Here is a 25,515-nt window from a genome sequence, read left to right as displayed (position 1 = left end):
GGATCAGTCCTCCCCTGCCCGCTGCATCCGCCGATAACGCGGCAGAGCGGCCAGCTTGTTTTCTCGCCATTCCTCCATCTCCGCGCGGGCGCGGTCTTTCAGTCGGACGGCGATTTCCTTTTCGCGATTGGTCGCCAGCGTAACGCCTTCCTTGACCTCCACCTTGCGGCGGGCATCGTACAGCGCACCGTCGAGCTGCCGCCCGGCCTGTTCCAGCCGGGTCGCCAGTTCCTGCATCGCGGCGAAGGACGCGCCGGTGGCGGCGCCGTGCGTCTGGAACAGGTCGCGACGCACGAGCCGCAACCGCTCCAGATTGCTGGCGATCCCGTCGGCCTCGTCGCGCGCGCGGGCGGCGTCGGCGACGGCCATGGCGTGCTGCACATGGCGGACGCGCAGGACGCGCTGGCGGCGGGCGACCAGCCCCCTCACGCGCCGAAGCCCGCGACCAGGGCGCCTGCGCTGGTGGCCAGGTCAACCCGGCTCTTCTGGTCCTGCCGGATGAATTCCAGTATTTCCTGCCTGCGCTCCACCGCCTCGTCGATCACCGGATCATTGCCCGGGCGATAGGCGCCCATCAGGATGAGGTCGCGATTTTCCTCATAAGCCGCCCAAAGCCGGCGATAGCCGGCGGCGGCGGCACGATGTTCATCGGGCACGACGTCGGCCATGACGCGCGACAGGGACTTGCCGATGTCGATCGCCGGGAAGATGGCCTGTTCCGACAGGTGGCGCGACAGCACGAAATGCCCGTCGACGATGGCGCGCGCGGCGTCGACGATCGGATCGTCCGTGTCGTCGCCGTCCGCCAGCACGGTATACATGGCGGTGATGGACCCGCCGGTGCGCGTATCGACTCCGGCCCGCTCGACCAGACGGGGGATGAGCGCCAGCGCGGACGGCGGATAGCCCTTCATCGCCGGCGGTTCGCCCAGCGCCAGGCCGATCTCGCGCTGGGCATGGGCGCAACGCGTCAGGCTGTCGATCAGCAGCAGCACCTTCTTTCCGCGCGCGCGGAAATATTCGGCGATGGCGGTCGCGCGCGCCGCCGCGCGCAGGCGCAGCACCGGCGGATGATCGGCGGGAACGGCCACGACGATCGACTTGTGCATCGCCCCCTTCAGCTTCGTTTCCAGAAAGTCGCTGACTTCGCGGCCGCGCTCGCCGATCAGGCCGGCGACCACGATGTCGGCTTCGGCGCCCGCGATCATCTGGCCCATCAGGACCGATTTGCCGACGCCTGATCCGGCTATGATGGCGATGCGCTGGCCGCGCCCGGCGGTCAGCAGCGCGTTGACCGCGCGCACGCCAAGGTCGAACGGTTCGGTGACGCGCCCCCGGTCGAGAACATTGCCCTTGACGCCGTTCAGCGGCCAGCTGCCGCCGGCGATGATGGGCCCCTTGCGATCGAGCGGCTGGCCCATCGCGTCGATGACGCGACCGATCAGTCCTTCGCCCACCTGCACCATCGTCGCCTGGCTGTCGGGCTCCACCCGCGCGCCGCTTTCCAGCGGAGCGTCGCTGTCGAGCGGCACCAGCAAGGATCGGTTGCCGCGAAAGCCGACGACTTCCGCGCGCGCGATGGTGCCGTCGCTGGCAATGACGCGCGCGCCCGCGCCGATCGGCTTGCGAAAGCCGGTAACTTCCAGCATCCCGGCATCATGGCTGACGAGACGGCCGACATGGCGCGGCGCCCGATTCTGGACCTGAAGGTGGTCGAACAGGGTTTCGGCCTGTTTCAGCGCGGCGACGATCATGCCTTGCCTTCCATATCGTCCATCAGGGCGCGCAGGCGCGCGAGGCGAACGTCGGGGCCGTCCTCGACCCAGCCTTCGGAGGTTTCCAGCCGGACACATCCGCGATGCATGGACGTGTCCGCCACCAGCCGGACGCCGATCGCTTCGCCTTCCAGCAGGGCGATGTCGTCGGGGTGCAGATGCAGGGCGCTCTTGTCGTGATTATCCTCGATGAAGGCGGCAACCGTGTCGCACCGCTGCACCAGCCGCTCGATGTCGATTTCCACCTCTCCGACAATCTGCTCGACCAGGCGGACGACGGTGGCAGACAACATGGTCGACAACATCCCGCTGGGTGCGGGGACCAGTAATTCCAGCGCCTCGGCAAGCCGCATGCGCGCATCCGCCTCGGCCGCGCCGGCCTCCGCCGTGACGCGGCATCCCTCGTCGAAGCCCTGGGTGAAGGCTTCCATCCGTTCCTGTTCCAGGATGTCGTTCATCGACCCGATGCCATCGTCCGGCGCGGCGTCCCGCATCGCCTGCGTCTGCAATCCGGGCGGCGCGGAATAGAGGCTGCGGAAACCGCCCCGCTCGACCTGCGCGAAATTGGCGAAATGTACCGGCTCGGCGTCCTGCATCGCCGCGCCGCTCCAAAGCTTAGACAAAGTCGTTCCCCTTGCCGCCCAGCATGATCGTGCCCGCGTCGGCCATGCGCCGGGCGGTGGCGATGATCAGCTTTTGCGCGTCGATCACCTCCGCAAGGCGGATCGGCCCGCGTTCCTCGATCTCGTCCGCGATGGCCTGTGCCGCGCGCGCCGACATGCAGCTGAAGATCTTGGCCTTGAGCAGATCGTTCGCGCCCTTGAGCGCCACGACCAGAACGGCGCTGTCGATCGTGCGCATGAGCGTGCCCAGATTCTTGTCGTCCATGTCGATCAGGTTGTCGAAGACGAACATCTCCTCCTCGATCGTCTGGGCGATCATCTTGTCGCGCTTGGCAACCGCCTTCAAAATCCGTTGCTCATTATCCTTGCGGACGTTGTTCATGATCGCTGCGGCCTCGATGGTGCCGCCGCGCTGCTGGGCGGCGCCCTGCTTGCCGACCGGCCCGCGCAGCAGCAGATCCTCCAGATCCTCCAGCGCCTCGGTCGACACCGGGCCGAGCGTGGCGATGCGATAGACGATCTCCTCCTGCGCCTCGACCGGCAGCAATTGCAGCACGTCGGCGGCGACCGGCGCCTCCAGATGGGCAAGCACGATCGCCATGATCTGCGGATGTTCCGCCTCGATCAACGCCGCGATTTCCTTCGCGTCCATCCATTTCAGCATTTCCAGCCGCGTCGACCGGGTCGGCGGGGTGATGCGCGCCAGGATGGTTTCCGCGCGTTCCTCGCCCAATGCCTTGGTCATCGCACCGCGGATGTGGCGCGTCGCGCCATAGCCGATGGTGGTGCGCTTCTTCGCCTTGTTCAGGAAATGGTCGAGCGCTTCGTTCACCTCCTCCGGCTCGACGTCGGCCACGTCATACATGGCATAGCCAAGCTGACGGACCTCGTCGGGTTCCAGGCGGGACAGGATCTGCGCGGCTTCATCCTCGTTGAACAGCATCAGCAGGACGGCGGCGGCGGCGCTGGATTTCAGCGGCTCGGGGCGGCCCGGAACGATCTCAGGCATCTTCCTTCTTCCCCTCCTTCAGCAGATCGCGCACCACCAGAGCGGCGCGATCCGGGTCCTGCTTCACGAAATTGCGAATGAGGTCGGCGCGCTGCGCATAGTCATAAGTGGACGAAATCATGTCGAGCGTGACCGGCCGTTCGATATCGCCGTCCCCGCCGCTGACCGACAGGATGTTCAGCTCCGCCGAAATCTCCTTGCCGATACGCTGTTCATTTTCCGCCGTCCGCTCGGCGGCGGCGGCCTGCTCGGCGGCCCGGCGCTTCAGCAGCGGGCGACCGATGCCGAAGATCACGAGCAGGGCGACCAGCAGCGCCGAAATATTGCGCGCCAGCGGTGCTATCCAGTCGGCTTCGTACCAGGGCGCCTGCACCTCAGCTTCCTTCACGAAGCTGCGCGACGACAGCGCGACCACATCGCCGCGGGCCTGATCAAAGCCGACCGCACCCTTCACCAGCGCTTCGAGCGCGGCGATTTCCTGCGCGCTGCGCGGCTTGCCGTCTGCGCCGTTGTCGAGCGCGACGGCGACCGACAGGCGCTTCACCGTACCCAGTGCGTCGCGGGTGACGGACACTTCGCGACCCAGTTCGAAATTGCGGTTGAAGGTTTCTTCCGTCTTCGTCAGCGGATCGGGCGGCGTGCCCGGCTGCTGCTGCGCGGTCTGACCCTGCTGCACCGTCTGGCCGTTGGGGTTGGTCTGCGTGACGGTCGGGTTGACCGGCGCCTGGTTGCTCAGCGCGCCGGGGATGCCGCTCGCCTGGCCCGCATTCTGGCCGCGCGGGTCGGAAGCCCAGCTGCCGGTTTCGGACCGGATGCGCGCCTCATCCTGCGGATATGTCTCACGCGTGGCCTGGCGTTCGGCGAAGTTGAGTTCGGCATGCACCTCCGTCGAGAAGGCACCCTGCCCCAGGATCGGCGTCAGCAGCGCGACCACCGACTGGCGATAGCGATCCTCGATGCGCGACTGGATGGCCAGCTGCCGGTCGTCGGCGGCATTGCCGTCATTGTTGCTGAGCAGCCGGCCATTCTGGTCGACCACCGAAATATCGTCCGGGTTGAGTTCCGGGATCGATGAGGCGACGAGATGGACGATGGCGCTGACCTGCTGGTCGGTCAGCGTCCGCCCGTTGGCCAGGCGCAGCATCACCGACGCGGACGGCTTTGACCGGTCGCGCAGGAACACGCTGGGCGGTTCGACCGCCAGGTGCACCTTGGCGCTTTCCACATTGTCGATCGCCTCGATCGTGCGGGCCAGGTCCATTTCCCGGGCGGAACGCAGCTTTTCGCCTTCGACCGCGCGGCTGGCGCCCATCGGCAGGCTGTCGATCATGCTGTTGCCGTCGGGCGCGCTCTTGGGCAGGCCCTGCGCGGCGAGCATCATCTTCGCCTTGAAATAATCGTCCTCCGCGACGGTCATGCCGCCCGAATTGTCGAAATCATAACGGATGCCGCTCTGGTCCAGTATCTGCGCGACCGCCGACTTGTCGGAATCGGGCAGGCCACGGAACAGGTCGCGCTGCGGCGGTTCGCGCAACGCCATCCAGGCGAGGCCGGCGACCGCGACCGTGCCGAGCAGGCCCAGCAGCGGCAGGCTTTTCGCCACCGCCGGCTGTTTGATGAAGCCGGTCAGGCGCGCCTTGATCGCGTCGATCCCCTTGAGATCGGCGAAGGACGCGGCCGGAGCGGCGGGAAGGGCAGGCGCAGCGGCGCCGACATTGGTGGAAAGGGCTGTCTCGCTCATGGTTTATACCGGCATGCTCATAATGTCCTTGTAGGCGGACAGGAGTTTGTTGCGGACTTGCAGGGTCGCCTCGAAACTGACCGACGCCTGCTGCTTGGCCAGCATGACTGCTGCGATGTCGGTCGTATCGCCGCGCTCGAACGCGGCGGCGGCCTCACCGGCCTGGTTCTGAAGGCCGTTGACCTGTTGCAGGGCGCTGTTCAGCGCCTCGGTAAAGGCACCTGGCTTCGCTGTATCCTGCGCACCGGCCGCCGGAGCGGTCGCGCCGGTCTGGGCGATGTCGCGCAGGGCGGCGTTTTTCTGGAGGATAGCGTTGCGGATCGCCATCACGCTGTCGGTCGGGGAAATGCCCGTCATCTGCCGGTCCCCCCTTATGCCGCCGCCAGCTCACGCATCTCGGCGAGCCGATAGCGCAGCGTGCGTTCGGAAATACCCAGCTTGCGGGCGGCGGCGGCGCGGTGGCCGTCGGTTTCGCGCAGCGCGAGGCGGATCGCCTCCAGCTTGGAATGGCGGGCCACGTCGCGCAGCCGGACCGGTTCGGCCGCGACCGGCTGGGCCACGATTGCGCGCAGCGGCTGCGGCGCGGCGGAAATGTGCAGGTCGGCGGCGTCGATCCGGTCGCCTTCGCGCAGGACGAGCGCGCGCTGGAGCACATTGCCCAGTTCGCGGGCATTGCCCGGCCAGTCGTGCACCGACAGTTTTTCGAGCGCGGCGAGGGTCGGCCAGACGAAGCCCGCGCGGCCCATGTCCTGCTGGCGCAGCAGCATCGCGGCCGCGATGGCGACGATGTCGCCGCGGCGCTGGCTAAGCGGACGCAGTTCCAGCGGCATGACGTTCAGGCGCCAATACAGGTCCTCGCGGAACCGGCCGGCGGCGACTTCGTCCGCCAGGTTGCGGTTGCACGCGGCGATGATGCGGACATTGACCGGGACCGGGTGGGTCGCGCCGACCGGCAGCACTTCGCCTTCCTGAAGGGCGCGCAGCAGCTTGGCCTGGAGCGCGAGCGGCAGTTCCGCGATCTCGTCCAGAAACAGCGTGCCGCCGTCCGCCGCCAGGAACAGGCCGTCGGACGACTGCGCCGCGCCGGTGAAGCTGCCCTTGCGATGGCCGAACAGCATCGCTTCCATCATGGTTTCGGGAAGCGCCGCGCAATTGACCGCGATGAAGTCATGGCCGCACCGGCCCGAACCGGCGTGCAGGAAACGCGCCATGCCTTCCTTGCCGGTGCCGGTGTCGCCCTGCACCAGTACGGTCGCCTCGCTGCGGGCGACGCGGCTGGCAAGCGTCATCAGGCGGACGCTGGCGGCGTCGCCGACCGCGGGTACCGAAGCGGGACGGGCCAGTTCGGCGATCAGGGCGAAGGCGAAGCCCATGTCTTCCAGCCCGAAGGCCACGCGGGCAGGCAGCCCGTTGGCGGCGGCCACCAGCGACGGCGCGCCGTCGACGACGGTGATCAGAATGTCGCGATGAGTTGCATGGCCGATCTCCGTGGCCAGCAGCACACGGCGGTCGTCGCGGTCGCGCGGGCTGGCGGCATCGACCACCCGCACCGCGAACAAGGCATTTTCGAGCCAAGGTTGCAGGCCCGGGACGAGCGCACAAACCCCACGGCTCACATCAAGCGATGACATGAACGGTCCCCATTCAATTGGCTGGCTTGTGCCCCCGCACGCCCCATGCCCCTTCGATATGAGAAATCTACCTTTCCGTGGTTATCGAATGGTTAATGCCCCCTGCCGGCTTGCCGCAATCCGGCAAAAAAATTCCGCATGCCCCCCACGGATTACCGTGCTTTCGTCCTGGACCCGCGGAACCGGGCGGCAATGAAGGTCCGGGGGGTGAAACGGAAAAAATGCAGGCGCCCCTAAAAACCCGATCCGACCCGCCGTTATTCCACTTCGAGGCCGCCAGCGCCTGATGGCAGCGACCTGATGTTGAATGGAAAGGGAATATCATGACTGTTATCGGAACCAACTCTTCGGCACTGCGTGCGGCCAACGCTTCCACCATGGCGGGCAAGTCGCTTCAGACCGCGATGGAACGCCTGTCGACCGGCAAGCGCATCAACAGCGCAAAGGACGACGCCGCCGGCCTCGCTATCGCCTCCACCATGACCGCCCAGATCCGCGGCATGACCCAGGGCGTCCGCAACGCCAACGACGGCATCTCGCTGGCGCAGACGGCGGAAGGCGCGCTCGGCGAAGTCAGCAACATGCTGCAGCGTATGCGTGAACTGACCGTCCAGACGCTGAACGGCACCAACGACACCGACGCCAAGGCGAACATCCAGGCGGAAATGTCGCAGCTTCAGACCCAGATCACCGACACGCTGGCCAACACCGAATTCAACGGCACCAAGCTGTTCGACGGTTCGACCGCTTCGGTTTCGATCCAGGCCGGTGCCAACGCTTCGGACGCGGTGACGATCACCCTGGACGACGTGGCGGGCGACGCCAACATCACGGCTGCCCTGGCGGTTGACGCCACCACGGCGACCACGGCCGACCTGACGACCTTCGACGACGCGCTGGCCGCAGTTGCGACCACCCGCGCCAATCTGGGTGCGGTCCAGAACCGCCTCGAATCGACGGTGAACAACCTCACCAACAACATCACCAACCTGACGGACGCCCGCAGCCGCATCGAAGACGCGGACTTCTCGTCGGAAACGACCGCGCTGGCCAAGCAGCAGATCCTCAGCCAGGCGTCGACCGCGATGCTGGCCCAGGCCAACCAGAGCCAGCAGGGCGTGCTGAAGCTGATCGGCTAAGCCTGAACCGAATTGGACGGCTGAGGTCATGGTCACCGCCAGCCGTCCAATGTAGTCCCCGGCGCATCAACAGTCCCCACCGCGCCGGGGACCACACCTTCGATCAACGACCAGACTTTCGAAGCCTCCGTCCCCCCGGGCGGAGGCTTCATCGTTGCGACCGGGATACAAGGCTTGGCTGGATCGTTTGAGCCGCGCATGATGAACGGCATGACCCCGATAGATCGACGCGCCATGATCGCCGCCACCGGCGCCGCGCTGCTGCTTCCCCTTCCGCTGCGCGCACAGACGCGGCCCGAACCCTTTTCCTGGGACCGGCTGGTCGCCACGGCGTCGCGGCTGACGCGCACACCCTTCCGGGAGGCGGCGGCCCACCCCGGTGCCGCCAGGGTGGACTATGACGCGCTCCATGCCGCGCGTTTCCGGGAAGAACGCACTTTGTGGGGCGACCTGCCGGGCGATACCGGCATTCGCTTCTTCCCCCTGTCGGCGACCGCGCCGCAGTCCGTGACGATCGCCATCGTCGAAGACGGCCAGTCGCGTCCGTTGCGCTACGACCCGGCGATGTTCGACGCGCCGGCCGGCAACGCGGTGGCGGCACTGGGCAGCGATGCCGGCTTTGCCGGTTTCCGGGTCATGAACGCGGCGCGTGACGGCGACTGGCTGTCGTTCCTGGGCGCCAGCTATTTCCGGGCGCCCGGACCCCAAAAGCAATTCGGCCTGTCGGCGCGGGCTATCGCGATCAACACCAGCCTTGGCCGGGAGGAGTTTCCGCGCTTCACCCATTTCTGGCTCGAACGGACCGGCGCGAACAGCCTGACCGTCCATGCGCTGCTGGACGGCGCGTCGATCACCGGTGCCTTCCGCTTCGAAAACAGCCTGGGACCGCAGGGCGTGCGGCAGGACGTCACCGCCGCACTGTTCCCCCGTCGCGCCATAGCCGAACTGGGCCTGATGCCGATGACCAGCATGTTCTGGTACGATCAGGCCAATCGCGGCAGGGGAACGGACTGGCGCCCGGAAATTCACGATTCCGACCTGCTCTCCATCGCCGGCGCGGACGGCACCGTCCATGCGAGGCCACTCGTCAACCCGTCGACGCCGCTCGTCAGCGCCTTTGCCGAGCGTGACCCCAGGGGGTTCGGCCTGCTCCAGCGCGACCGCGATTTCGACCATTATCAGGACGACGGCGTGTTCTACGACCGCCGCCCTTCGCTATGGGCCGCGCCCGCGTCCGGGTTGGGCGCCGGCGAGGTCCGGCTCTATGCCTTCCCCACCGACAGCGAATATACCGACAATATCGCTGCCTATTGGACCCCGGCCCGGCCGCCGGCTCCGGGACGAAGGATCGACGTCGCCTACCGGCTAGACTGGTCGGCCGCCCGCGCGCCCGCGTCGGACGGGCTGGCGATGGTCGACAATGTCTGGCTGGGCCGGGGGCAGGAACCCGCCATCGATCGCATCGTCGTCGATTTCACACCCGTCCCGGCCGACACGAAGCCGCAACTCTGGACCGATATCGGCCAGGGCACCTTGGTCAAGGCGGCGGGCTATCCGGTGCTCGGCATCGACGGACGGTACCGTGCAGTCATCGATCTGCGGCGTTCGGGCACCGGCCCGGCCGATCTGCGGATGCAGTTGCGGGCTGACGGTCGTGCAATAAGCGAATATCTGCACTATCCTGTGGGCGCGTGACCGGAACCGATCGCGGCGGCGGCGGTTCCTTCACCTGGATCAAGCAAATGTGGGGCCGGAGGTCATGAGCCAAGGACATACGCCGGCGGGTCAGGCCGGCACGGGCAAGCCCCTTGCCCGTGCGTTCGAGCATGTTCCCGCAGAACGGCCGCTGGCGATGCCGGAACAGGATTTCGACGCGCTGCCCCCGATCGGCCACCGGCGGCTGAGCATCGACCTGTGGGCGCGCCGCTTGCTGGTCGTGCTGCTCGCCCTCATTCCCGCCGCCCTCGCAGCGCACGAGATGCGCCGCTCGATCGGGCTGGACGGCATCTCCCCCATCGAGGGCGTATATCTCGCGCTCTTCATTTCGCTGTTCGCCTGGATCGCGTTCGGTTTCGTGACCGCGACGATCGGCTTCCTGCTGCTGACCGTGGGCAAGGGACGCAGCGTAACCCCCCGCCCCCTGCATCCCAGCGAACCGTTGCGCGGGACGACGGCCATATTGCTGCCGGTCTGCAACGAGGATTTCATGGGCGTGCTGGGCCGTCTGTCGATCATGGAACGGTCGCTGGCGCAGGTCATGGGGCGCGAGCGATTCGAATTTTTCATCCTGTCCGACAGCAACGCCGACAATGGCGAAACCGAACGGCGGCTCTATCAGGATTTGCGGACGTCCTTTTCGCGGCCGATCCATTATCGCCGCCGTGCGCTCAACATCGGGCGCAAACCGGGCAATATCGCCGAATGGGTCACCCGTTTCGGCGGCGGCTATGATCATATGATCGTCCTGGACGCAGACAGCATCATGAGCGGCCAGACCATGGCGCGGCTGGCCGCGGACATCGAACGACATCCGCATGTCGGGCTGATCCAGACGGTACCGACCGTCATGGGCGCGGCGACGCTGTTCGCGCGATGGCAGCAATTCGCCAGCCGCCTGTTCGGACCGATCTCGGCCGCCGGCATGATCTGGTGGGCGGGATCGGAAGGCATGTTCTGGGGCCATAACGCCATCGTGCGCGTGCGCGCTTTCGCGGCGAGCTGCGGCCTGCCCGAACTGCCAGGCCGGGCGCCGTTCGGCGGCCATATCATGAGCCACGACATGCTGGAGGCGGCGCTGCTGCGGCGGCGCGGGTGGGACGTGCACATGGTGACGGCCGACGACAGTTTCGAGGAATTTCCGCCGTCCATGCCCGACCTGTTCACCCGCGACCGTCGCTGGTGCCAGGGCAATATCCAGCATGTGCCCTTGCTGTTCCGGATCGCGGGCCTGCATCCGGTCAGCCGGTTCCAGTTGCTGGTCGGGGCAAGCGCCTATTGTACGTCGCCCATGTGGCTGGCGCTGATACTGGTAGTGCTGGGCGGTGCGGCGAGCGGCCTGTGGCCGGCGGCGGCGGTGCTCCCTTCCGGCGCGCTGCTGGGCATCACCGCGCTGCTGCTGTTCGGCCCAAAGATATTGTCGATCCTGTGGGCGATGGCGGAACCCGCGCGACGGATCGGGTTCGGCGGCGCCGCCCGCATGACCCGGGGCGTCCTTGCCGACATCTTGTTGTCGATCCTGATGGCCCCTGTGGCCATGCTGACGCAGACGATCAACCTGTTCGGCATATTGATGGGCCGCAAGAGCAGCTGGAACGGACAGACGCGCGACCGCGACGGCATGGCCATCGGCAGCGCGATCTGGCTGTTCAAATGGCATTTGCTGCTGGGTGCGGGACTGACCCTGCTGGCGGTCAGGGCCGGTGCCTTGGGCTGGACGCTGCCGGTGGTGTCAGGTCTGTTTGCCGCGCCAGCGCTGGCGGCGCTGACGGCGCGCAAGGATCTGGGCCGATGGGCCGAGAGGCGCGGGCTGTTCCAGGTAGCCTTGCCCTGGTGGCGTGCACAGAATTACCGGCCGCTGCGGTTTCGCTGGCCGACCACGGACGACCGGCCGGTTGGACCGATTGCGGCGAACGACGGCTGAAGGCCGCGGCGCTTAATCGTCCCAGTCGCGCAGCTTCACGCGTAGCTTGTCGAGCGCGGATTTCTTTATCTGGCAGACCCGGGCCGCGCCGATGTCGAGCGTTTGGCCGATTTCCTCCAGATTGAGTTCCTCGACGAAATAGAGTTGCAGGACCAGCGCCTCGCGCTCGGGCAATTCGCCGATGCAGGCGGCCAGTGCCTTCTTAAGCGATTCGCGCTCCATCACCTGATCGGCGCGATCCTCCACGTCGGCGAACCACATCGACTGGTCGGAATAGACTTCATCCATGCTGGTATGCTGCACCATCTCGACGCTGTCGGCGAACTCGCGATAGTCGGCGGGGTCCAGCTTCATTTCGGCCGACATTTCCGCCTCACTCGGCAAGCGGCCAAGCCGCTGTTCCAACCGGCTGCGCACGGCGCCCAGTTCCTTGCGCTTGGCCATGGCGGACCGGCAGAGCGTCGCCTGGCGCCGCAGATGGTCGATCATCGCGCCGCGCACGCGCATCTGCGCATAGGCGGCGAAGCCCAGCCCCCTGTCCTCGAACCCGTTGGCCGCCTCTACCAGCGCGACCATGCCGATCTGAAGCAGGTCCTCCACCTCGATCGCGGTGGAAACGCGCCCGTGCACGTGCCACGCGATCTTGCGCACCAGCGGCATATATTGGCGGGCCAGCCGTTCCGGGCTGTTCTGGCCAGGCCGCGCATAGGTGTCCGCGCCTGCCTTTATCTTGTTCATATACATGGCTCAGCCTCTCCTCAGGCGACCCGTTCCCGCTGCGGCAGCGGATCGTGGCGGGGAGCGGGACGCTTTTCGCCCCCTACCACCGCAACTACTTCCACTCCCTTACCGTCCGGAATTTCGAGGAAGGACAGCACCGGCGTTTCGGGCAGGTGCGGCTTGAAAAGGCGCGCCAGCGCGCGCCGCGCCACCGGCGAGGTGACGATGGCGAAATTGCGCGCCTGGCCCAGTATCGGCCGGGCGGCCTGCACCACCGACTCGACGATGCGGTTGGCCAAGCTGGGTTCGATCGGATGCTTGGCGTCGCCCGCGACGCGCATGGCCTGCGCCAGCATCGCCTCCAGGTCGCCGTCCAGCGTGATGACGGGCAGCGGCATCTTCACCGGCACCAGCCCCTGGATGATGAGTGCGCCGATCCGCTGGCGGACCGCCTCCACAAGCTGTTCGTGCGTCATGTCGGGCCGTGCGGCGTCGACCATCGCCTCGCAGATGCGGCGGAAATCCTTGAGCGCGATGCCCTCGGCCAGCAGGGCGCGGCACAGCGCGCTGATCTGGGTCAGGCTGAGCAGGCCCGGCGTGAGGCCCTCCACCAACTGGGGGGCAGCGTCCTTCAGATTGTCGAGCAGCTTGCGCGTTTCGTCCAGACCGAACATTTCTGACGCATTCATCGCGATCAACTGGTTAAGATGGGTCGCGACCACCGTCGGCGGATCGACCACGGTATAGCCAGCGACCACGGCTTCGCTGCGGCGGGCCGGGGAAATCCACACGGCGTCCAGGCCGAAGGTCGGATCCTTGGCCGGACGACCGTCCACCGTGCCTTCCAGCGCGCCGCTGTCGAGCGCCAGAAGGTCGTCGGGCCAGATCTCGTCCTCGCCCACGACGACACCGGCGATGGTGATGCGATACTGGTTGGGTTCCAGCGCCAGATTGTCCTTTACCCGGACCATCGGCACGACAAAGCCCAGTTCCTTCGACAACTGGCGGCGGATGCCGGTGATGCGGGCCATCAGCGGCGCGCCCTTGCGCTCGTCCACCAGGCCGATGATGCCATAGCCGATTTCCAGGCCCAGGATCGCGCCGTCCGACACGTCGTCCCATTCGATCAGCGCGGGATTGGGCGCGGGCGGCGGCGGCGCGGGTTCGGCGGCCTTTTTCTGGCTGGCCTGGCGCAACTGCCAGGCGATGCCGCCGGCGACCGCGGCCGCGGGCAGGATGATCATGTGCGGCATGCCCGGCAATATGCCCAGAAAGCCCAGGATCGCCGCGACGGGGACCCATGCCTTGCCGGTGCCGAACTGGCCGGCGACCTGCGCCGACAGGTCCTGCTCGCTCTTGACGCGGGTGACGATGGACGCGGCCGCGATCGAAAGCAGCAGCGCCGGGATCTGCGCGACCAGCGCGTCGCCGATCGCCAGCATGACGTATGTCTGGGCGGCGTCGCCGATGCTGAGACCGTGGCTGACCACACCCAGGATGATGCCGCCGATGATGTTGATCGCCAGGATCAGGATGCCAGCGACCGCGTCGCCCTTCACGAACTTGCTGGCACCGTCCATGGAACCGTAGAAATCGGCCTCGGTCGCGACTTCCTGGCGCCGGATCTTGGCTTCCTCGGGGGTCAGCAGGCCGGCGTTCAGGTCGGCGTCGATAGCCATCTGCTTGCCGGGCAGCGCATCCAGGGTGAAGCGCGCGGACACTTCCGACACGCGGCCCGCGCCCTTGGTGATGACGACCAGGTTGATGATCATCAGGATGGCGAAAACGAAGATGCCCACGACATAGTCGCCGCCGATCAGGAAATGGCCGAACGCCTCGATCACCTGCCCCGCCGCATCGGCGCCTTCATGTCCCTGGACCAGCACGACGCGGGTCGACGCGACGTTGAGCGCAAGCCGCAGCAATGTCGCGAACAGCAGAACGGTGGGAAAGCTGGAGAAATCGAGCGGCTTGGCCGCATTGAGCGCGACCATGAGCACGGCGAGCGAGATCATGATGTTGGTGATGAAGCCGATATCGAGCATCACCGCCGGAACCGGCACCATCATGAACAGGACGACCATCAGCGTGGCGAACGGCAGCACCGCGCCCTTGACGGCGCCCATCCATATCTTCGCTTTGACTTGGGCGGGTGTCATTGTCGGCCGTTACCTTCCGAGGGTGGCAAGCATGAGATAGGCGAGACGCGCCGTCTGCGGTTGTGGCCGGACGGTGATGTCGGGCTGCTGGCTAAGGCGCTGCGTTTCGATCCGCACATAGTCGGCGGGCTGGACGGTCCTGGCGCCCGAAGGCAGCGACGCGTCGGCATATTGGATATCCGCGCCAAACGAATCCGTGCCCTTCTGCAACTTGGCGGCGAAGCGATCGCGGATTTCGGCGAAGCTGCAGGCATTGCCCTGCTTGTCATAGAAGATGGAGCGGTTTGCCCGCGCGGCCGCCGGGAAAAGCGATGCTGCGGTTGCGCCGGGGGCGCGGTCGTGCACCGACAGGAATTTGGAAGCGCCGCCCACGCCGAGGAAATGTGCAAGATAAAGGTCGACCGGCTGCGCTTCGCGACCCAGCTTCGATTCCAGATAGGCCTTGTTGTCTGCGGCATGTTCGGCCGCCATTACCGACGCGGTCTCGGGATGCTTGCGCAGGTCCAGTATCTGCTGCCGTAAATCCGGGTCGGATACATAATAGCGCCCGTTGCGCCCCTGGCTGATCGCGTCGGCCGCCCAGCCCAGACCATATTCGCTGCCATGCTTGTCGACGACGGCGAGCCAGCTCTGGTCGATGAACTGATAGAGGCCGGTGGCCGACGATGTCGCCGCGCGCGCAGTCGGGTTCAGGCTCGATTCGATCTTTGCCTGGCCCAGCAGGTAGGCGAAGTCCACGCCCGTGCGACGGCTGGCCATCGCAATCGCGTTGGTCACGCGATTGCCGGTCGAACCCGTTGTTGCCGTGATGTCCGCGAAAGCCGACACAGAACCATTCCCCACTTGCTAGCAGGGTCATTAGAGCAAGGCTTGTGCCAATATTTGGTTAACGCGCGGAAGGAATTCGATCGCCCCGAAACGCAAAACGGCGCCGATTGGCGCCGCTTTAGATGCTGAAGAAAATTTTTTTAACGGCCGTAGGTCAGCGGCGCGGTGCGCGATCCGTGCGCGGCGAGCATGGCGAGCCGCTGACCGGCATGGTCGGCGAGCAGGTTGACCCTCACCCGGGCGCTTTCCAGCAGCGGCAGCATCGCGCTCAACCGTTCTACCACGGCCGGTTCGGACCGCCAGGCGCCGATCGCCCGGACGGCGGCCGCGGCATGGCTGACCCGGTTGCTTGCGGTTTCGATGGCCAGAGCATCCGTGCCGTCCAGCACGTCGCGCAAATCCTCGAACGCGTCGAAGAGTTCGTCCAGTGCTGCGAGGCCCAGCGGCATGGCTCAGTCCCCGACCGGCAGGTCGAGCGCGACCATGCGCTCGGCAATGGCCTGAGCGTCGACGGGATAATTGCCCGACGCGATCGCGGATTTGATCGCGGCGATGCGATCCATGTCGATCGGCGCGCCTTCGGCCGCCATGCGCGACGCCGGACTCGACACGTTCGACGCCGACGCCGTGACCGACGATCCGGTCGCGGACGACGCGCGGCTCTTGCCGCTCTCCCGCAGGCTGGTGGCACCGATCACGTTACTCATGGTCTGGCCGACAGACTTGATCATTGGTTCAATCCTTCACACGTCCCATGCAGACTATATACGGACTGGTTCAAAAATCATTAAATCCCGGAACACGCACCAAGCCCATTTCCACGACCTGTGCCATCAGGGGCGCCGATTTCCGGTCCTCCCGCACGCGGATGGTGTCGCCCAGCGCGCCGTCCTCGTCCGCTATCATCATCCTCGACACGCTGAAACGGGCGTTGCCCGCGATCAACTGGACAGGATCGCCTTTCTTCACCAGCATGTCCCTGGGCACGGCAACGGCAGCAGCGCGGACAAACCGTCCGGGCGCACTGCCGGGCACCGGTCCCGAAGCGGCGGCCGCCGTCCCGGGTACCAGCGGGACGCGGATACGCCAGCCCAGCGCCTCGCACTTGACCATGGCACTGCCGAAGACCGGACCTTCCACGGTCGGCGTCGACGGGCAGGCGGCAAGGCGCAGGCGCCGGTCGACCGGAGCGGCGGGACCGCCGGGTTCGCCCAGATTGGCGCCCACGGTCATGGCGACCAGGCTGTCGAGCCGATCGAGATTTTCGAATTTATCCTGCGCCAGCGCGGGCTGCACAGCGGCTAGCGCGGCGGCGGCGAGAATGAAAGGCGTGGTGCGGACCATCGCGAAACTCCTGACTGGCGACTGTTCACCATGTCATTCAGCAAGTTTCGTGCCAGCCGGCGCAGGCGCGATCAGGATATGCTGGCCCTGCTCCGCTCCCGCCTCGCCCTGGTCTAGGCCGCGAATACGCAGCCGATCGCCCGCCATGCCGTCCGCACGCAACGTCCGGGCAACCGCGCCCAGCCGCGCGGCGGCCAGATCCCATTCGTCGAAGCGCTGATGCGCGGGATCGCTGCCATGGCTGCGGATTTCCAGGCCGGGTTCGGCGGCGAAGTGCCGCGCGATCGCGGCGATCCGGGCCCGCCCGCCCGGGGTCAGCAACGCCTCCCCGGATACGAACAGGTCCGCCGCGCGCACATCGACGCCCGCCGCCATCGGCCGGCCGCCAAATTGTCCGGCCAAACCCGACAGCATCGACGCGCGACGGGCGCCGCTCGCCTGAAGCAGGATGAAAAAACCCAGCAGCAGCAACAGCAGGTCGGCGAAGCTGACGGCCCAGCGGTGGCGCCGCCCGGCGCCCGATGCCGCCGCGCTCATGCGACTTCGCGGATCGACGCGCGCCGCAGCGGCACATTTTCGCGCCGGGCGATCATCAGCATCCGCTCCACGACCTCGCGCTGCCAGGCCAGTTCACGCTCGGACAGGTCGGCCAGCCGCGACGCGACCGGCACCGCGATCATGTTGGCGATCACCACGCCATAGAAAGTGGTCAGCAGGGCCAGCGCCATGGCAGGCCCCAGCCGCGCAGGATCATCCATTGCGGCAAACATCGACACCAACCCGATGATGGTGCCGGCCATGCCGAGCGCGGGCGCCGCGTCGGCAACGGAAAACCAGACCCTGTGCACGGCGCCGTGGCGCTGCGCGCGATCCGCCAGCACCTGCGTCGCCCACAGGTCGAACGCGTCGGTGCTGGCCGAATTCGCCAGGCGGCGTGCGGCATCGGTCAGGAAGGGATGCGTGGTCTTCACCCGGTCGGTGCAGGACAGGCCGCGCAGCTGCGCCACCTGATCGATCTTGAGCAGGGCCGTGCGTGCCGCGTCGCGATCGCGCGCGGGATGCGCTGTGACCAGCGGCCGCAGCGCGAGCAGCGCCCGCCCGCAAGCCCGGGCGCCGTTCTGGAACAGCATGACGGCGACGATGCCGGCCAGCATCGCGAGCAAGGTCAGCGGATCGAACAAGGATGCTGTAACTGCCATGCCGGCTTGGCCTCCGTTGCTTGCCATGCTGCCCGCCGGCGGCAAGCTCCTGCCGCCGACCGGCAAAAAAATGCCGCCGTTGCCGCCTTCGCGATCAAAAGCCCGGTTTTCAGGCAATTTCCGCTTCCGCCTCGCTTCACCCAAGCAAATTGGCACGGCTCTTGCTGATATCAGGCTGGATCACCCGCAGAAGGCGCCATCAGGCATCATAACGGCGGGAGAAACGGAAACTTTAGGCTGGACGACGGCAAAATGAGCATGTCGGTGGAAGATAATCTGTTCGGTATTCACGGGAAGGCGCTTGCGCTGCGCTCGCAGCGCCTGTCGCTGCTTGCGTCGAACATCGCGAACGCATCCACGCCCGGATACAAGGCCCGCGATATCGATTTCGAGGCGGCGCTGAAGGATGCGACCACCCGGCAGGCGGGCGGCAGCGGCGGCGACGTCGCCAAGGCCGCCGACGACGCCATGGGCTATCGCGTGCCGCTGCAACCCAGCCTCGACGGCAACACCGTCGAACTCAGCACCGAACAGACGCTTTTCGCCGAGAATGCGGTCAAATATCGCACCACGCTCTCCTTCCTGGAAGGACGCGTCAACACCATCACCCGTGCGCTGAAGGGAGAATGAGCATGAGCGGTTCCACGCCCATGAACATATTCGACATCGCCGGCCGCGCCATGAGCGCGCAACTGGTCCGGTTGAACGCCACCGCGTCGAACATGGCCAATGCCGGCAATGTGACCGGCAGCGAAGCGGAGGCCTATCGCGCGATCAAGCCGGTCTTCACCGCCGTCACCGACAGCCCGGGCGTGTCCACGGTCAAGGTGTCGCAGATCGTCACCACCGACGCGCAGCCCACCAAGCGACACGATCCCAATCATCCGCTGGCCGACGCCAATGGCGACGTATGGGAAGCCGCGGTCGATTCCAATGCCGAACTGGTCGACATGATCGAGACCGCCCGCATGTACCAGAACAACGTCCAGGTGCTGAACACGGCCAAATCCCTGATGCTGGAAACCATAAGGATCGGCAAATGACGACGACATCGACCGTCACCGACGGCGCGGGGCTTTCGGTCTACAATCCCAACGCGACCGTCGGCACCGGCAGCGCGACCATGGATCAGGCCAGCTTCCTGACTTTGCTGACCGCGCAGATGCAGTATCAGGACCCGTTCGAGCCGGTCGACAACGCCCAGATGGTGTCGCAGATGGCGACCATCACCAATTCGTCGGGCATCGCGGAAATGAACGCGACGCTGAAGAGCCTGGCCAGCAACCTGACCGGAACGCGGCTGGGCGACGCGGCAAGCTGGATCGGCAAGTCCATGCTGGTCCAGAGCAATATCGCCGTTCCCGACGCCGCCGGCACCTATGCAGGCCAGATCACCCTGCCCGAAGCCGTCGACGGCGCCACCATCGACCTGCTCGACGGCGACGGCAATGTCGTCAAGACGGTCGACATGGGATCGCAGCAGGCCGGAGATGTCACCTTCTACTGGGACGGCAAGGATGACGAGGGCAACACGCTTGCCACCTCCGCACTTCAGGTCAAGGTCAATGGCGCGACTCCCAGCAAGGTCGCGACCTGGGCCACCATCGCCGCCGTCCAGTCCCCTGCGGACGGATCGTCCTCCAAACTCATCACCGCGCTCGGCAGCTACAGCCCGTCCGACGCGATCAGCCTGATGTAATCGGCAACCTTCGTTCTTTTTCCCTCAATATCCTTTTCACCCAAGGAGCAACGCCATGTCCTTCTACATCTCCCTGTCCGGCCTCAAGGGCGCCCAGACCGATCTGGCGACCATTTCGAACAACGTGGCCAACGTCAATTCGACCGCCTTCAAGAAGAGCGCCGTGCAGTTCGGCGACATCTTCGCCGCCGCCCCGATGCAGACCACCAGCCAGGTGGCGGGCCAGGGCGTGCGCGTGCAGGGGGTGACCCAGCAATTCACGCAGGGTACGATCGAAACGACCGACAAGACGCTGGATCTGGCCATCACCGGCGAAGGCTATTTCACCGTGAAGGGTGAGGACGGCACCGTCAGCTATACCCGCAACGGGGCCTTCGCGGTCGACGACGACCGCTACGCCGTGGATACCACCGGATCGCGCATCCAGGTCTTCGCGGTCGATCCCGATACGGGCACGCTGTCGACGGCCCCGACCTCCACGACGACCCCTGCCGACCTCACGGACCTTCAGATCCCCACCACCTACAAGGGCGAGACGGACGGCCCGCAACTCACCAGCGTGGGCGTGGCGAAGGACGGCCTGGTATCGGCCATCTACGCCGACGGCAGCACGGTCTATCTGGGCCAGGTCGCCATGGCGTCCTTCAACAGCCAGGAAGGGCTGCGCCAGGAAGGCGACGCGCACTGGACGTCGACCGTCGCGAGCGGCTCTCCCATCCTGGGCACGGCCAACCAGGGCATGTACGGCGCGGTCAATTCCGGCTCGCTCGAACGCTCCAATGTCGACATCACCGACGAACTGGTGGCGCTGATCGCCGCGCAGCGGAACTTCCAGGCGAACTCCAAGGCGATCGAGGCGGCCAACACGCTGACCACCACCATCGTCAACATGCGCACCTAAGGCACAGGACACGGGATAGAAGGGGTAGCCCATGGACCGGCTCGTCAACACGGCACTCACGGCCATGCGCGGCGCGATGGCGCGGCAGGCGTCGATCGCGAACAACCTCGCCAACGCCAATACCGTCGGCTTTCGCGCCGAAATAGCCAATGCCGAAACGCGCTGGCTAAAAGGCGACAGCTTCGACACCCGCGCGCAGGCTTCGGAACAGGTGATCTCCGCCGACATGGCGCAGGGTGCGGTCACCCAAACCGGCAACGCGCTCGACGTGGCCCTGAACGGCGACGCGCTGCTCGCCGTTCAGGCCGCCGACGGCAACGAAGCCTATACGCGGCGCGGCGACCTCAAAATATCCGACAGCGGCCTGCTGACGACCGGCGACGGCCTGCCCGTCTTGGGCGAAGGCGGGCCGATCGTCCTGCCCCAGCTCGACAGCGTGTCGATCGCGCAGGACGGCAGCATCTGGGGCGTGCCGCAGGGCGGCGACCCCGCCAATCCGCAGCAGATCGACAAGCTGAAGCTGGTCAATCCGACCGGATCGGGCATCGCCAAGAGCATCGACGGCCTGTTCCGCGAGGTGAATGGCGGCGCCCTGCCGTCCGACCCGCTGGCGACGGTGACGTCCGGATCGGTCGAAGGATCCAACGTCAATCCCACCGAAGCCCTGGTCCAGATGATCGAGGCGAGCCGGGCCTGGGAAACGCAGGTCAAGATGATCGACACCGCCAAACAGCTGGATGACGGCGGCGCGTCGCTGATGCGCCTGGATGGTTAATATTGGCACGTTTCTTGCTGAATTGAATGCAATGGCGCCCTTGACGGGTTGCCGCACGGAGATGAAACGATGAGCAACGCCGCCCTTCATGTCGCCCGCACCGGCCTTGACGCGCAGAACACGAAGATGCGCGTGATCGCCAACAACCTGGCGAACGTCAACACGACCGGGTTCAAGCGGGACCGCGCCGATTTCGAAACGCTCGCCTATCAGCAGATGATCGCGGCGGGCGCCAATTCGGACAGCCAGAACAAGTTCGCGACCGGGCTCAACCTGGGGTCGGGCGTCTCGCTCCAGGGCACCAGCAAGATCAACACCCAGGGCACGTTGCAGGAAACCGGCAATGCGCTGGACATGGCGATCGAAGGCGCCGGCTTCTTCCAGGTCCAGCGCGCGGACGGCACCACCGCCTATACGCGCGCGGGCAATTTCAGCGTCACGGCCGAAGGCACCGTGGTCAACAGCGACGGCCTGCCGCTGATCCCCCAGATCACCGTGCCGCAGGGCGCGACGTCGGTCACCATCGGCAATGACGGCACCGTGTCGGCGACCCTTCAGGGCGAAAGCGAACCGACCCAGCTCGGCCAGATCGAACTGGCAAGCTTCATGAACGCGTCGGGCCTCCAGTCCATGGGCGGCAACCTGCTGGTCGAAACCGCTGCGAGCGGTACCCCGCAGGTGGGCGTCGCCGGGCTCGAGGGCCGCGGCGTCATCCGGTCCGGCAGCCTGGAAACGTCGAACGTCAACATCGTCGAGGAACTGGTCGACATGATCGAGACCCAGCGCGCCTACGAGGTCAATTCCAAGATGATCAAGGCGACCGACGAAATGCTCCAATATGTCAACCAGAACATGTGAGCGACTGATGCGTCTTTCCCTGTCCATCATCGCCGCCGTGTCGCTGATCGCGCTGGCCGCCTCCCCTGCGGAAGCCGGCAAGAAGAAGCGCGAGGTCGAACGCGAATTCTACGCCCCCACCGTCCTGGCGCAGCCGCCGGCCGCACCGGCCAACGGCTCCATTTTCCAGGCGTCGACGGGATATACGCCGCTGACCAGCGGCGCGCGCGCGACCAGCGTGGGCGATATCATCACCATCGTGCTGGTCGAAAGGACACAGGCGACAAAAAGCAACAGCGCCGACACCAGCCGCGACGGCTCGCTGGGCCTGACCCCGCCGAGCACCGGTATCCTGTCCAAGCTGTTTTCCGCCAGCGATGTCGCCATGGGCGGCAATAACGGCTTTTCCGGCAAGGGTGCCGCGACCCAGTCCAATGCGCTGACCGGCGAGATCACCGTGACCATCGCCGCCGTCTATCCTAACGGCAACATGCTGGTGAAGGGGGAGAAGGCGCTGACGCTCAACCGTGGCGACGAATTCATCCAGATCAGCGGCCTCGTCCGCCAGGCAGACATCAGCCCGGACAACCGCATCGCGTCCACCCGCGTGGCCGACGCGAAGATCATCTACACCGGCAAGGGCGAAATCGCGCGGGCCAGCCGTCAGGGCTGGTTGCAGCGCTTCTTCTCCGCAATCAGCCCATTCTGATGGAGATCGGCACCGCCATGACCCGCCTGTTCCGCCTTCTGCTTCCGATCCTTGCGCTGATCGCCGCGCCCGCTCATGCCGAACGGGTCAAGGACCTGGGCACCTTTCAGGGCGTGCGTCCCAACCAGCTGACCGGCTATGGTATTGTCGTGGGCCTCGCCGGCACCGGCGACGACAGCATCGAATATGCCACGCAGGGCATGAAGGGCGTCGTCTCGCGCTTCGGCCTCACCTTGCCGCAGGGGATCAATCCCGCGCTCAAAAATGCCGCGGCCGTGCTGGTCACGGCCGACCTCCCCGCCTTCTCCAAGCCCGGCCAGCGGCTGGACGTCACCGTATCGGCACTGGGCAAGGCCAAATCGCTGCGGGGCGGCACACTGATCATGACGCCGCTGCGCGGTGCGGACAATGAAATCTATGCCATGGCGCAGGGCAATCTGGCCGTGGGCGGACTGGGCGTGTCCGGTGCGGACGGCAGCCAGATATCGGTCAATGTCCCTTCGGCCGGGCGCATACCCGGCGGCGCCACGGTCGAACGCGCGGTCGCGACGGGCTTCGACACGGCCCCGACGCTGACCTTCAACCTGGCCGAAGCCGATCTGACCACCGCCCTGCGCGTGGCCGACGGCATCAACCGTGCCTTTGGGGACCGCCGCGCCCGCGCGATGGACGCTGTGTCCGTGGCGATCGACGCCGAACCGGGCGCGGAACAGCGCATCCTGATGATGGGCATGATCGAGAATATAGAGGTCGCTCCGGCCGACGCCCCGGCCAAGGTGATCGTCAATGCACGCACCGGAACGGTGGTCATCAACGGCGCGGTGCGGATCCATCCCGCCGCAGTCGCGCACGGCAAGCTGACCGTCAGCGTCAACGAAGCGCCGCGCGTCGTGCAGCCTGCACCCTTCAGCCAGGGCCAGACCGCCGTCGAACCGTCGAGCAGCATCAGCATCGACCAGGAAAAGAAACCTATGGTTAATTTTAAAGGTGGCGCGTCGCTGGCCGATATAGTGAAGGCGGTCAATGCAATCGGGGCTTCCCCCGCCGACATGGTCGCCATTCTGGAAGCGCTCAAGCAGGCGGGCGCGATGAAAGCGGAGCTGGTGGTGCTATGATGCAGGTCTCGACACTTTCGTCGTCCCCGGCCCAGACCGGCGGCGCATCGCAGAAAGCCGCGCTGGAAAAGGCGGCGCAACAGTTCGAGGCGATCTTCCTGCGGCAGATGATCGGCGCCATGCGATCGGCCAGCCTGGCAGAAGGCATCACCGATTCCGCCGCGAGCGAGCAGTTTCGGGACATGGCCGACGCCCGCACCGCCGACGCGCTGGCGGGCAAGGGCAGCATGGGCATCGCCCAGTTGTTGATACAGCAGTTCGGCGCCCGCGTGCACGACACCCCATCCCCCACCGCGCCTGACGGTCCGACCCCGGCAGAAGGCGCATGAGCGGCGACCTCTTCATCATCGGGTCCTCGGGCACGCGTGCCTATCGCACCGTCATGTCGGCGATTTCCGAGAATATCGCCAATGTGAGCACGGCGGGATATGCGCGACGCTCGGTGGTGACGGCCGAATCCGGCGCGTCGACAGCGACCATGGCGATGTACATTGCGCGCGCCAATTTCGGCGGCACGCAGGTGATGAGCGTCGGACGCGAGACCGATCCCTATCTGGACGCAACGGTGCGCGCCACGGGCATGAACCTGGGCAGCGCCAACGCGCGGCTGCGCTGGCTGACCGACACCGAAACGGCATTGAACGACGGCACGACCGGCGTCGGCGCGCTGATGACCAACATGTTCCAGAACATGGAAAAACTGGCCGCGGCGCCCAGCGACACGTCGCTGCGCGTGACCACGCTCGACAGCATCAGCCGGGTGGCGCAGGCGTTCAGCCAGACCGCCAACGACCTGAAGAACGTATCGGCAAGCATCGCCACCGAAGGTCAGTCGGCGGTCAGCACCGTCAACCGCGCGCTGGCGTCGCTGGCCGACATCAACAACAGCCTGTTACGGGCGCAACCGGGCACATCCGCCTACGCCCAGCTGCTCGACAGTCGCGATTCCGCGCTTCAGACCTTGTCCGAGAATATGGACGTGTCGATCAGCTTCGGTGCGCATGACAGCGCCGAAATCAGTTTCGGCGGCCAGACGCTGGTGTCGGGGTCCAGCGCGACGAGTCTGTCCCTGACAACGAACGACGACGGAACGTTGGGCATGATGCTGGCCGACGGCACGGCGCTGGCCGCGCCCGCCAACGGCACGCTGGGCGGTCTTTTTTCCGCGGCGCAGACCGTCGCCGATCGCCGCAGCGACCTGGACGGCCTGGCCGAACAGTTCGCGACCGACCTGAACGCCTGGCATGCGCAGGGCATCACCGATGACGGCGCGGCTGGCGGCGATCTGGTCAGCTGGACGGGCAGCGCGGCGACGCTCGCGGCACTGTCCGTCAGTCCGTCCGATCTTGCGCTGCGGTCCCCGGACGGCACGCTGAACGGCAATCTTCTCACGGTGACATCGACCCTGCGGGGCAATGGCAGCGTGGAATTGAACTGGACATCGATGATCGCGACCCACGCGAACCTGCTCGGCGCGACCCAGGCGGCGGTCGACACGGCGGCCAGCCGCAACGATCAGGCGGTTGCCGCGCGCGAAGCGGTGAGCGGCGTCGATCTCGACATGGAGGCGGCCGACCTGCTGCGCGTGCAGCAGGCCTATTCGGGCTGCGCCAAGATTTTGCAGGTCGCAAAGGAAACCGTCGATTCGATTCTGCAGATCATTTGACCGGA

General features: G+C 66.2%; 29 protein-coding genes. 14 read left to right on the top strand and 15 right to left on the bottom strand.

Going from position 1 to position 25,515, the window contains the following annotated elements:
- Positions 1-3: 3 nt before the first annotated feature.
- The 7 genes from J3E64_RS16260 to J3E64_RS16230 are packed head-to-tail and all read right to left on the bottom strand — an operon-like array spanning position 4 to position 6,779.
- Positions 4-429: a hypothetical protein gene (locus tag J3E64_RS16260; RefSeq protein WP_253344081.1), complete on the bottom strand. Its 426-nt coding sequence runs from the start codon at positions 427-429 to the stop codon at positions 4-6.
- Positions 426-1,754, bottom strand: a complete 1,329-nt coding sequence (locus J3E64_RS16255; RefSeq protein WP_253344080.1) for a FliI/YscN family ATPase — start codon at positions 1,752-1,754, stop codon at positions 426-428. Before J3E64_RS16255 ends, J3E64_RS16260 begins: the two co-directional genes overlap by 4 nt.
- A complete protein-coding gene (locus J3E64_RS16250; protein ID WP_253344168.1) occupies positions 1,751-2,371 on the bottom strand; it encodes a FliH/SctL family protein in 621 nt (206 codons plus the stop codon). The genes J3E64_RS16255 and J3E64_RS16250 overlap by 4 nt, the downstream gene beginning before the upstream one ends.
- Before the next feature lie 19 nt (positions 2,372-2,390).
- The gene (gene fliG, locus J3E64_RS16245; RefSeq protein WP_253344079.1) at positions 2,391-3,407 is read right to left on the bottom strand and encodes a flagellar motor switch protein FliG; all 1,017 of its coding nucleotides are present in this window, start codon (positions 3,405-3,407) and stop codon (positions 2,391-2,393) included.
- Positions 3,400-5,148: a flagellar basal-body MS-ring/collar protein FliF gene (gene fliF, locus J3E64_RS16240; RefSeq protein WP_253344078.1), complete on the bottom strand. Its 1,749-nt coding sequence runs from the start codon at positions 5,146-5,148 to the stop codon at positions 3,400-3,402. The genes fliG and fliF overlap by 8 nt, the downstream gene beginning before the upstream one ends.
- Before the next feature lie 3 nt (positions 5,149-5,151).
- Positions 5,152-5,505, bottom strand: coding sequence for a flagellar hook-basal body complex protein FliE (gene fliE / locus J3E64_RS16235; RefSeq protein ID WP_253344077.1), 354 nt, complete (start codon positions 5,503-5,505; stop codon positions 5,152-5,154).
- 14 nt (positions 5,506-5,519) lie between these two features.
- Positions 5,520-6,779 carry a sigma-54-dependent Fis family transcriptional regulator gene (locus J3E64_RS16230; RefSeq protein ID WP_253344076.1) on the bottom strand — a complete coding sequence of 420 codons (1,260 nt, stop codon included), beginning with the start codon at positions 6,777-6,779 and terminating at the stop codon, positions 5,520-5,522.
- A 323-nt stretch (positions 6,780-7,102) separates the two neighbouring features.
- Here J3E64_RS16230 and J3E64_RS16225 point away from each other — a divergent pair, with 323 nt between their 5' ends.
- From J3E64_RS16225 to mdoH, 3 genes are all read left to right on the top strand, one after another.
- A complete protein-coding gene (locus tag J3E64_RS16225) occupies positions 7,103-7,918 on the top strand; it encodes a flagellin (protein WP_253344075.1) in 816 nt (271 codons plus the stop codon).
- A 210-nt stretch (positions 7,919-8,128) separates the two neighbouring features.
- Positions 8,129-9,613, top strand: a complete 1,485-nt coding sequence (locus J3E64_RS16220) for a glucan biosynthesis protein (RefSeq protein WP_253344167.1) — start codon at positions 8,129-8,131, stop codon at positions 9,611-9,613.
- Between the two features lie 64 nt (positions 9,614-9,677).
- Positions 9,678-11,558, top strand: a complete 1,881-nt coding sequence (mdoH, locus tag J3E64_RS16215) for a glucans biosynthesis glucosyltransferase MdoH (protein WP_253344074.1) — start codon at positions 9,678-9,680, stop codon at positions 11,556-11,558.
- Positions 11,559-11,570: 12 nt separating this feature from the next.
- Here mdoH and J3E64_RS16210 read toward each other — a convergent pair whose 3' ends face one another.
- The 8 genes from J3E64_RS16210 to J3E64_RS16175 form a co-directional block, all read right to left on the bottom strand.
- Positions 11,571-12,302: a sigma-70 family RNA polymerase sigma factor gene (locus J3E64_RS16210; RefSeq protein ID WP_253344073.1), complete on the bottom strand. Its 732-nt coding sequence runs from the start codon at positions 12,300-12,302 to the stop codon at positions 11,571-11,573.
- Positions 12,303-12,316: 14 nt separating this feature from the next.
- The gene (flhA, locus tag J3E64_RS16205; protein WP_253344072.1) at positions 12,317-14,437 is read right to left on the bottom strand and encodes a flagellar biosynthesis protein FlhA; all 2,121 of its coding nucleotides are present in this window, start codon (positions 14,435-14,437) and stop codon (positions 12,317-12,319) included.
- 9 nt (positions 14,438-14,446) lie between these two features.
- Entirely contained in the window at positions 14,447-15,265 is an 819-nt protein-coding gene (locus J3E64_RS16200) for a lytic transglycosylase domain-containing protein (protein WP_253344071.1), read from the bottom strand.
- A gap of 140 nt (positions 15,266-15,405) precedes the next feature.
- Positions 15,406-15,714, bottom strand: coding sequence for a hypothetical protein (locus J3E64_RS16195; protein ID WP_253344070.1), 309 nt, complete (start codon positions 15,712-15,714; stop codon positions 15,406-15,408).
- 3 nt (positions 15,715-15,717) lie between these two features.
- A complete protein-coding gene (gene flgM / locus J3E64_RS16190) occupies positions 15,718-15,996 on the bottom strand; it encodes a flagellar biosynthesis anti-sigma factor FlgM (protein ID WP_253344069.1) in 279 nt (92 codons plus the stop codon).
- 46 nt (positions 15,997-16,042) lie between these two features.
- Positions 16,043-16,609 (bottom strand): flagella basal body P-ring formation protein FlgA, encoded by a 567-nt coding sequence (locus tag J3E64_RS16185; RefSeq protein WP_253344068.1) that lies wholly within the window; start codon positions 16,607-16,609, stop codon positions 16,043-16,045.
- A gap of 33 nt (positions 16,610-16,642) precedes the next feature.
- Entirely contained in the window at positions 16,643-17,146 is a 504-nt protein-coding gene (locus J3E64_RS16180; RefSeq protein WP_253344067.1) for a flagellar motor protein MotB, read from the bottom strand.
- On the bottom strand, positions 17,143-17,808 hold the full coding sequence (locus J3E64_RS16175) for a MotA/TolQ/ExbB proton channel family protein (protein ID WP_253344066.1): 666 nt from the start codon (positions 17,806-17,808) through the stop codon (positions 17,143-17,145). The genes J3E64_RS16180 and J3E64_RS16175 overlap by 4 nt, the downstream gene beginning before the upstream one ends.
- On the opposite strand from J3E64_RS16175, the gene J3E64_RS16170 reads away from it, so the two are divergent.
- The 11 genes from J3E64_RS16170 (at position 17,807) to flgK (ending at position 25,510) form a co-directional block, all read left to right on the top strand.
- Entirely contained in the window at positions 17,807-18,064 is a 258-nt protein-coding gene (locus J3E64_RS16170) for a hypothetical protein (RefSeq protein ID WP_253344065.1), read from the top strand. The two genes, J3E64_RS16175 and J3E64_RS16170, sit on opposite strands and share 2 nt — an antisense overlap.
- Before the next feature lie 2 nt (positions 18,065-18,066).
- Positions 18,067-18,438 (top strand): flagellar basal body rod protein FlgB, encoded by a 372-nt coding sequence (gene flgB / locus J3E64_RS16165; protein ID WP_253344166.1) that lies wholly within the window; start codon positions 18,067-18,069, stop codon positions 18,436-18,438.
- Positions 18,439-18,440: 2 nt separating this feature from the next.
- On the top strand, positions 18,441-18,851 hold the full coding sequence (gene flgC, locus J3E64_RS16160) for a flagellar basal body rod protein FlgC (protein WP_253344064.1): 411 nt from the start codon (positions 18,441-18,443) through the stop codon (positions 18,849-18,851).
- The gene (locus J3E64_RS16155; RefSeq protein WP_253344063.1) at positions 18,848-19,507 is read left to right on the top strand and encodes a flagellar hook assembly protein FlgD; all 660 of its coding nucleotides are present in this window, start codon (positions 18,848-18,850) and stop codon (positions 19,505-19,507) included. Before flgC ends, J3E64_RS16155 begins: the two co-directional genes overlap by 4 nt.
- 55 nt (positions 19,508-19,562) lie before the next feature.
- On the top strand, positions 19,563-20,408 hold the full coding sequence (locus tag J3E64_RS16150; RefSeq protein ID WP_253344062.1) for a flagellar hook-basal body complex protein: 846 nt from the start codon (positions 19,563-19,565) through the stop codon (positions 20,406-20,408).
- A 31-nt stretch (positions 20,409-20,439) separates the two neighbouring features.
- Positions 20,440-21,183 carry a flagellar basal body rod protein FlgF gene (locus tag J3E64_RS16145; RefSeq protein WP_253344061.1) on the top strand — a complete coding sequence of 248 codons (744 nt, stop codon included), beginning with the start codon at positions 20,440-20,442 and terminating at the stop codon, positions 21,181-21,183.
- 69 nt (positions 21,184-21,252) lie between these two features.
- A complete protein-coding gene (gene flgG, locus J3E64_RS16140) occupies positions 21,253-22,041 on the top strand; it encodes a flagellar basal-body rod protein FlgG (RefSeq protein ID WP_253344060.1) in 789 nt (262 codons plus the stop codon).
- A gap of 7 nt (positions 22,042-22,048) precedes the next feature.
- The gene (locus tag J3E64_RS16135) at positions 22,049-22,729 is read left to right on the top strand and encodes a flagellar basal body L-ring protein FlgH (RefSeq protein ID WP_253344059.1); all 681 of its coding nucleotides are present in this window, start codon (positions 22,049-22,051) and stop codon (positions 22,727-22,729) included.
- Positions 22,729-23,844 (top strand): flagellar basal body P-ring protein FlgI, encoded by a 1,116-nt coding sequence (locus tag J3E64_RS16130; protein ID WP_253344058.1) that lies wholly within the window; start codon positions 22,729-22,731, stop codon positions 23,842-23,844. Before J3E64_RS16135 ends, J3E64_RS16130 begins: the two co-directional genes overlap by 1 nt.
- Positions 23,844-24,173, top strand: coding sequence for a rod-binding protein (locus J3E64_RS16125; RefSeq protein ID WP_253344165.1), 330 nt, complete (start codon positions 23,844-23,846; stop codon positions 24,171-24,173). The genes J3E64_RS16130 and J3E64_RS16125 overlap by 1 nt, the downstream gene beginning before the upstream one ends.
- Complete coding sequence (gene flgK, locus J3E64_RS16120) at positions 24,170-25,510, top strand: flagellar hook-associated protein FlgK (protein WP_253344057.1); 1,341 nt, start codon at positions 24,170-24,172, stop codon at positions 25,508-25,510. Before J3E64_RS16125 ends, flgK begins: the two co-directional genes overlap by 4 nt.
- Positions 25,511-25,515: the final 5 nt, after the last annotated feature.

Origin of the sequence: Sphingobium sp. OAS761 (assembly GCF_024168485.1) — a bacterium.
Taxonomy (GTDB): Bacteria; Pseudomonadota; Alphaproteobacteria; order Sphingomonadales; family Sphingomonadaceae; genus Sphingobium.
This window is presented reverse-complemented; position numbering and strand designations above follow the sequence as displayed.

Bases quoted from the DNA above. Each gene is read 5' to 3' on its own strand.
- J3E64_RS16255 (WP_253344080.1), bottom strand. From the start codon at position 1,754: ATGATCGTCGCCGCGCTGAAACAGGCCGAAACCCTGTTCGACCACCTT.
- J3E64_RS16250 (WP_253344168.1), bottom strand. From the start codon at position 2,371: ATGCAGGACGCCGAGCCGGTACATTTCGCCAATTTCGCGCAGGTCGAG.
- fliG (WP_253344079.1), bottom strand. From the start codon at position 3,407: ATGCCTGAGATCGTTCCGGGCCGCCCCGAGCCGCTGAAATCCAGCGCC.
- fliF (WP_253344078.1), bottom strand. From the start codon at position 5,148: ATGAGCGAGACAGCCCTTTCCACCAATGTCGGCGCCGCTGCGCCTGCC.
- fliE (WP_253344077.1), bottom strand. From the start codon at position 5,505: ATGACGGGCATTTCCCCGACCGACAGCGTGATGGCGATCCGCAACGCT.
- J3E64_RS16230 (WP_253344076.1), bottom strand. From the start codon at position 6,779: ATGTCATCGCTTGATGTGAGCCGTGGGGTTTGTGCGCTCGTCCCGGGC.
- J3E64_RS16225 (WP_253344075.1), top strand. From the start codon at position 7,103: ATGACTGTTATCGGAACCAACTCTTCGGCACTGCGTGCGGCCAACGCT.
- J3E64_RS16220 (WP_253344167.1), top strand. From the start codon at position 8,129: ATGACCCCGATAGATCGACGCGCCATGATCGCCGCCACCGGCGCCGCG.
- mdoH (WP_253344074.1), top strand. From the start codon at position 9,678: ATGAGCCAAGGACATACGCCGGCGGGTCAGGCCGGCACGGGCAAGCCC.
- J3E64_RS16210 (WP_253344073.1), bottom strand. From the start codon at position 12,302: ATGTATATGAACAAGATAAAGGCAGGCGCGGACACCTATGCGCGGCCT.
- flhA (WP_253344072.1), bottom strand. From the start codon at position 14,437: ATGACACCCGCCCAAGTCAAAGCGAAGATATGGATGGGCGCCGTCAAG.
- J3E64_RS16195 (WP_253344070.1), bottom strand. From the start codon at position 15,714: ATGCCGCTGGGCCTCGCAGCACTGGACGAACTCTTCGACGCGTTCGAG.
- flgM (WP_253344069.1), bottom strand. From the start codon at position 15,996: ATGATCAAGTCTGTCGGCCAGACCATGAGTAACGTGATCGGTGCCACC.
- J3E64_RS16185 (WP_253344068.1), bottom strand. From the start codon at position 16,609: ATGGTCCGCACCACGCCTTTCATTCTCGCCGCCGCCGCGCTAGCCGCT.
- J3E64_RS16180 (WP_253344067.1), bottom strand. From the start codon at position 17,146: ATGAGCGCGGCGGCATCGGGCGCCGGGCGGCGCCACCGCTGGGCCGTC.
- J3E64_RS16170 (WP_253344065.1), top strand. From the start codon at position 17,807: ATGCCGGCTTGGCCTCCGTTGCTTGCCATGCTGCCCGCCGGCGGCAAG.
- J3E64_RS16175 (WP_253344066.1), bottom strand. From the start codon at position 17,808: ATGGCAGTTACAGCATCCTTGTTCGATCCGCTGACCTTGCTCGCGATG.
- flgB (WP_253344166.1), top strand. From the start codon at position 18,067: ATGTCGGTGGAAGATAATCTGTTCGGTATTCACGGGAAGGCGCTTGCG.
- flgC (WP_253344064.1), top strand. From the start codon at position 18,441: ATGAGCGGTTCCACGCCCATGAACATATTCGACATCGCCGGCCGCGCC.
- J3E64_RS16155 (WP_253344063.1), top strand. From the start codon at position 18,848: ATGACGACGACATCGACCGTCACCGACGGCGCGGGGCTTTCGGTCTAC.
- J3E64_RS16150 (WP_253344062.1), top strand. From the start codon at position 19,563: ATGTCCTTCTACATCTCCCTGTCCGGCCTCAAGGGCGCCCAGACCGAT.
- J3E64_RS16145 (WP_253344061.1), top strand. From the start codon at position 20,440: ATGGACCGGCTCGTCAACACGGCACTCACGGCCATGCGCGGCGCGATG.
- flgG (WP_253344060.1), top strand. From the start codon at position 21,253: ATGAGCAACGCCGCCCTTCATGTCGCCCGCACCGGCCTTGACGCGCAG.
- J3E64_RS16135 (WP_253344059.1), top strand. From the start codon at position 22,049: ATGCGTCTTTCCCTGTCCATCATCGCCGCCGTGTCGCTGATCGCGCTG.
- J3E64_RS16130 (WP_253344058.1), top strand. From the start codon at position 22,729: ATGGAGATCGGCACCGCCATGACCCGCCTGTTCCGCCTTCTGCTTCCG.
- J3E64_RS16125 (WP_253344165.1), top strand. From the start codon at position 23,844: ATGCAGGTCTCGACACTTTCGTCGTCCCCGGCCCAGACCGGCGGCGCA.
- flgK (WP_253344057.1), top strand. From the start codon at position 24,170: ATGAGCGGCGACCTCTTCATCATCGGGTCCTCGGGCACGCGTGCCTAT.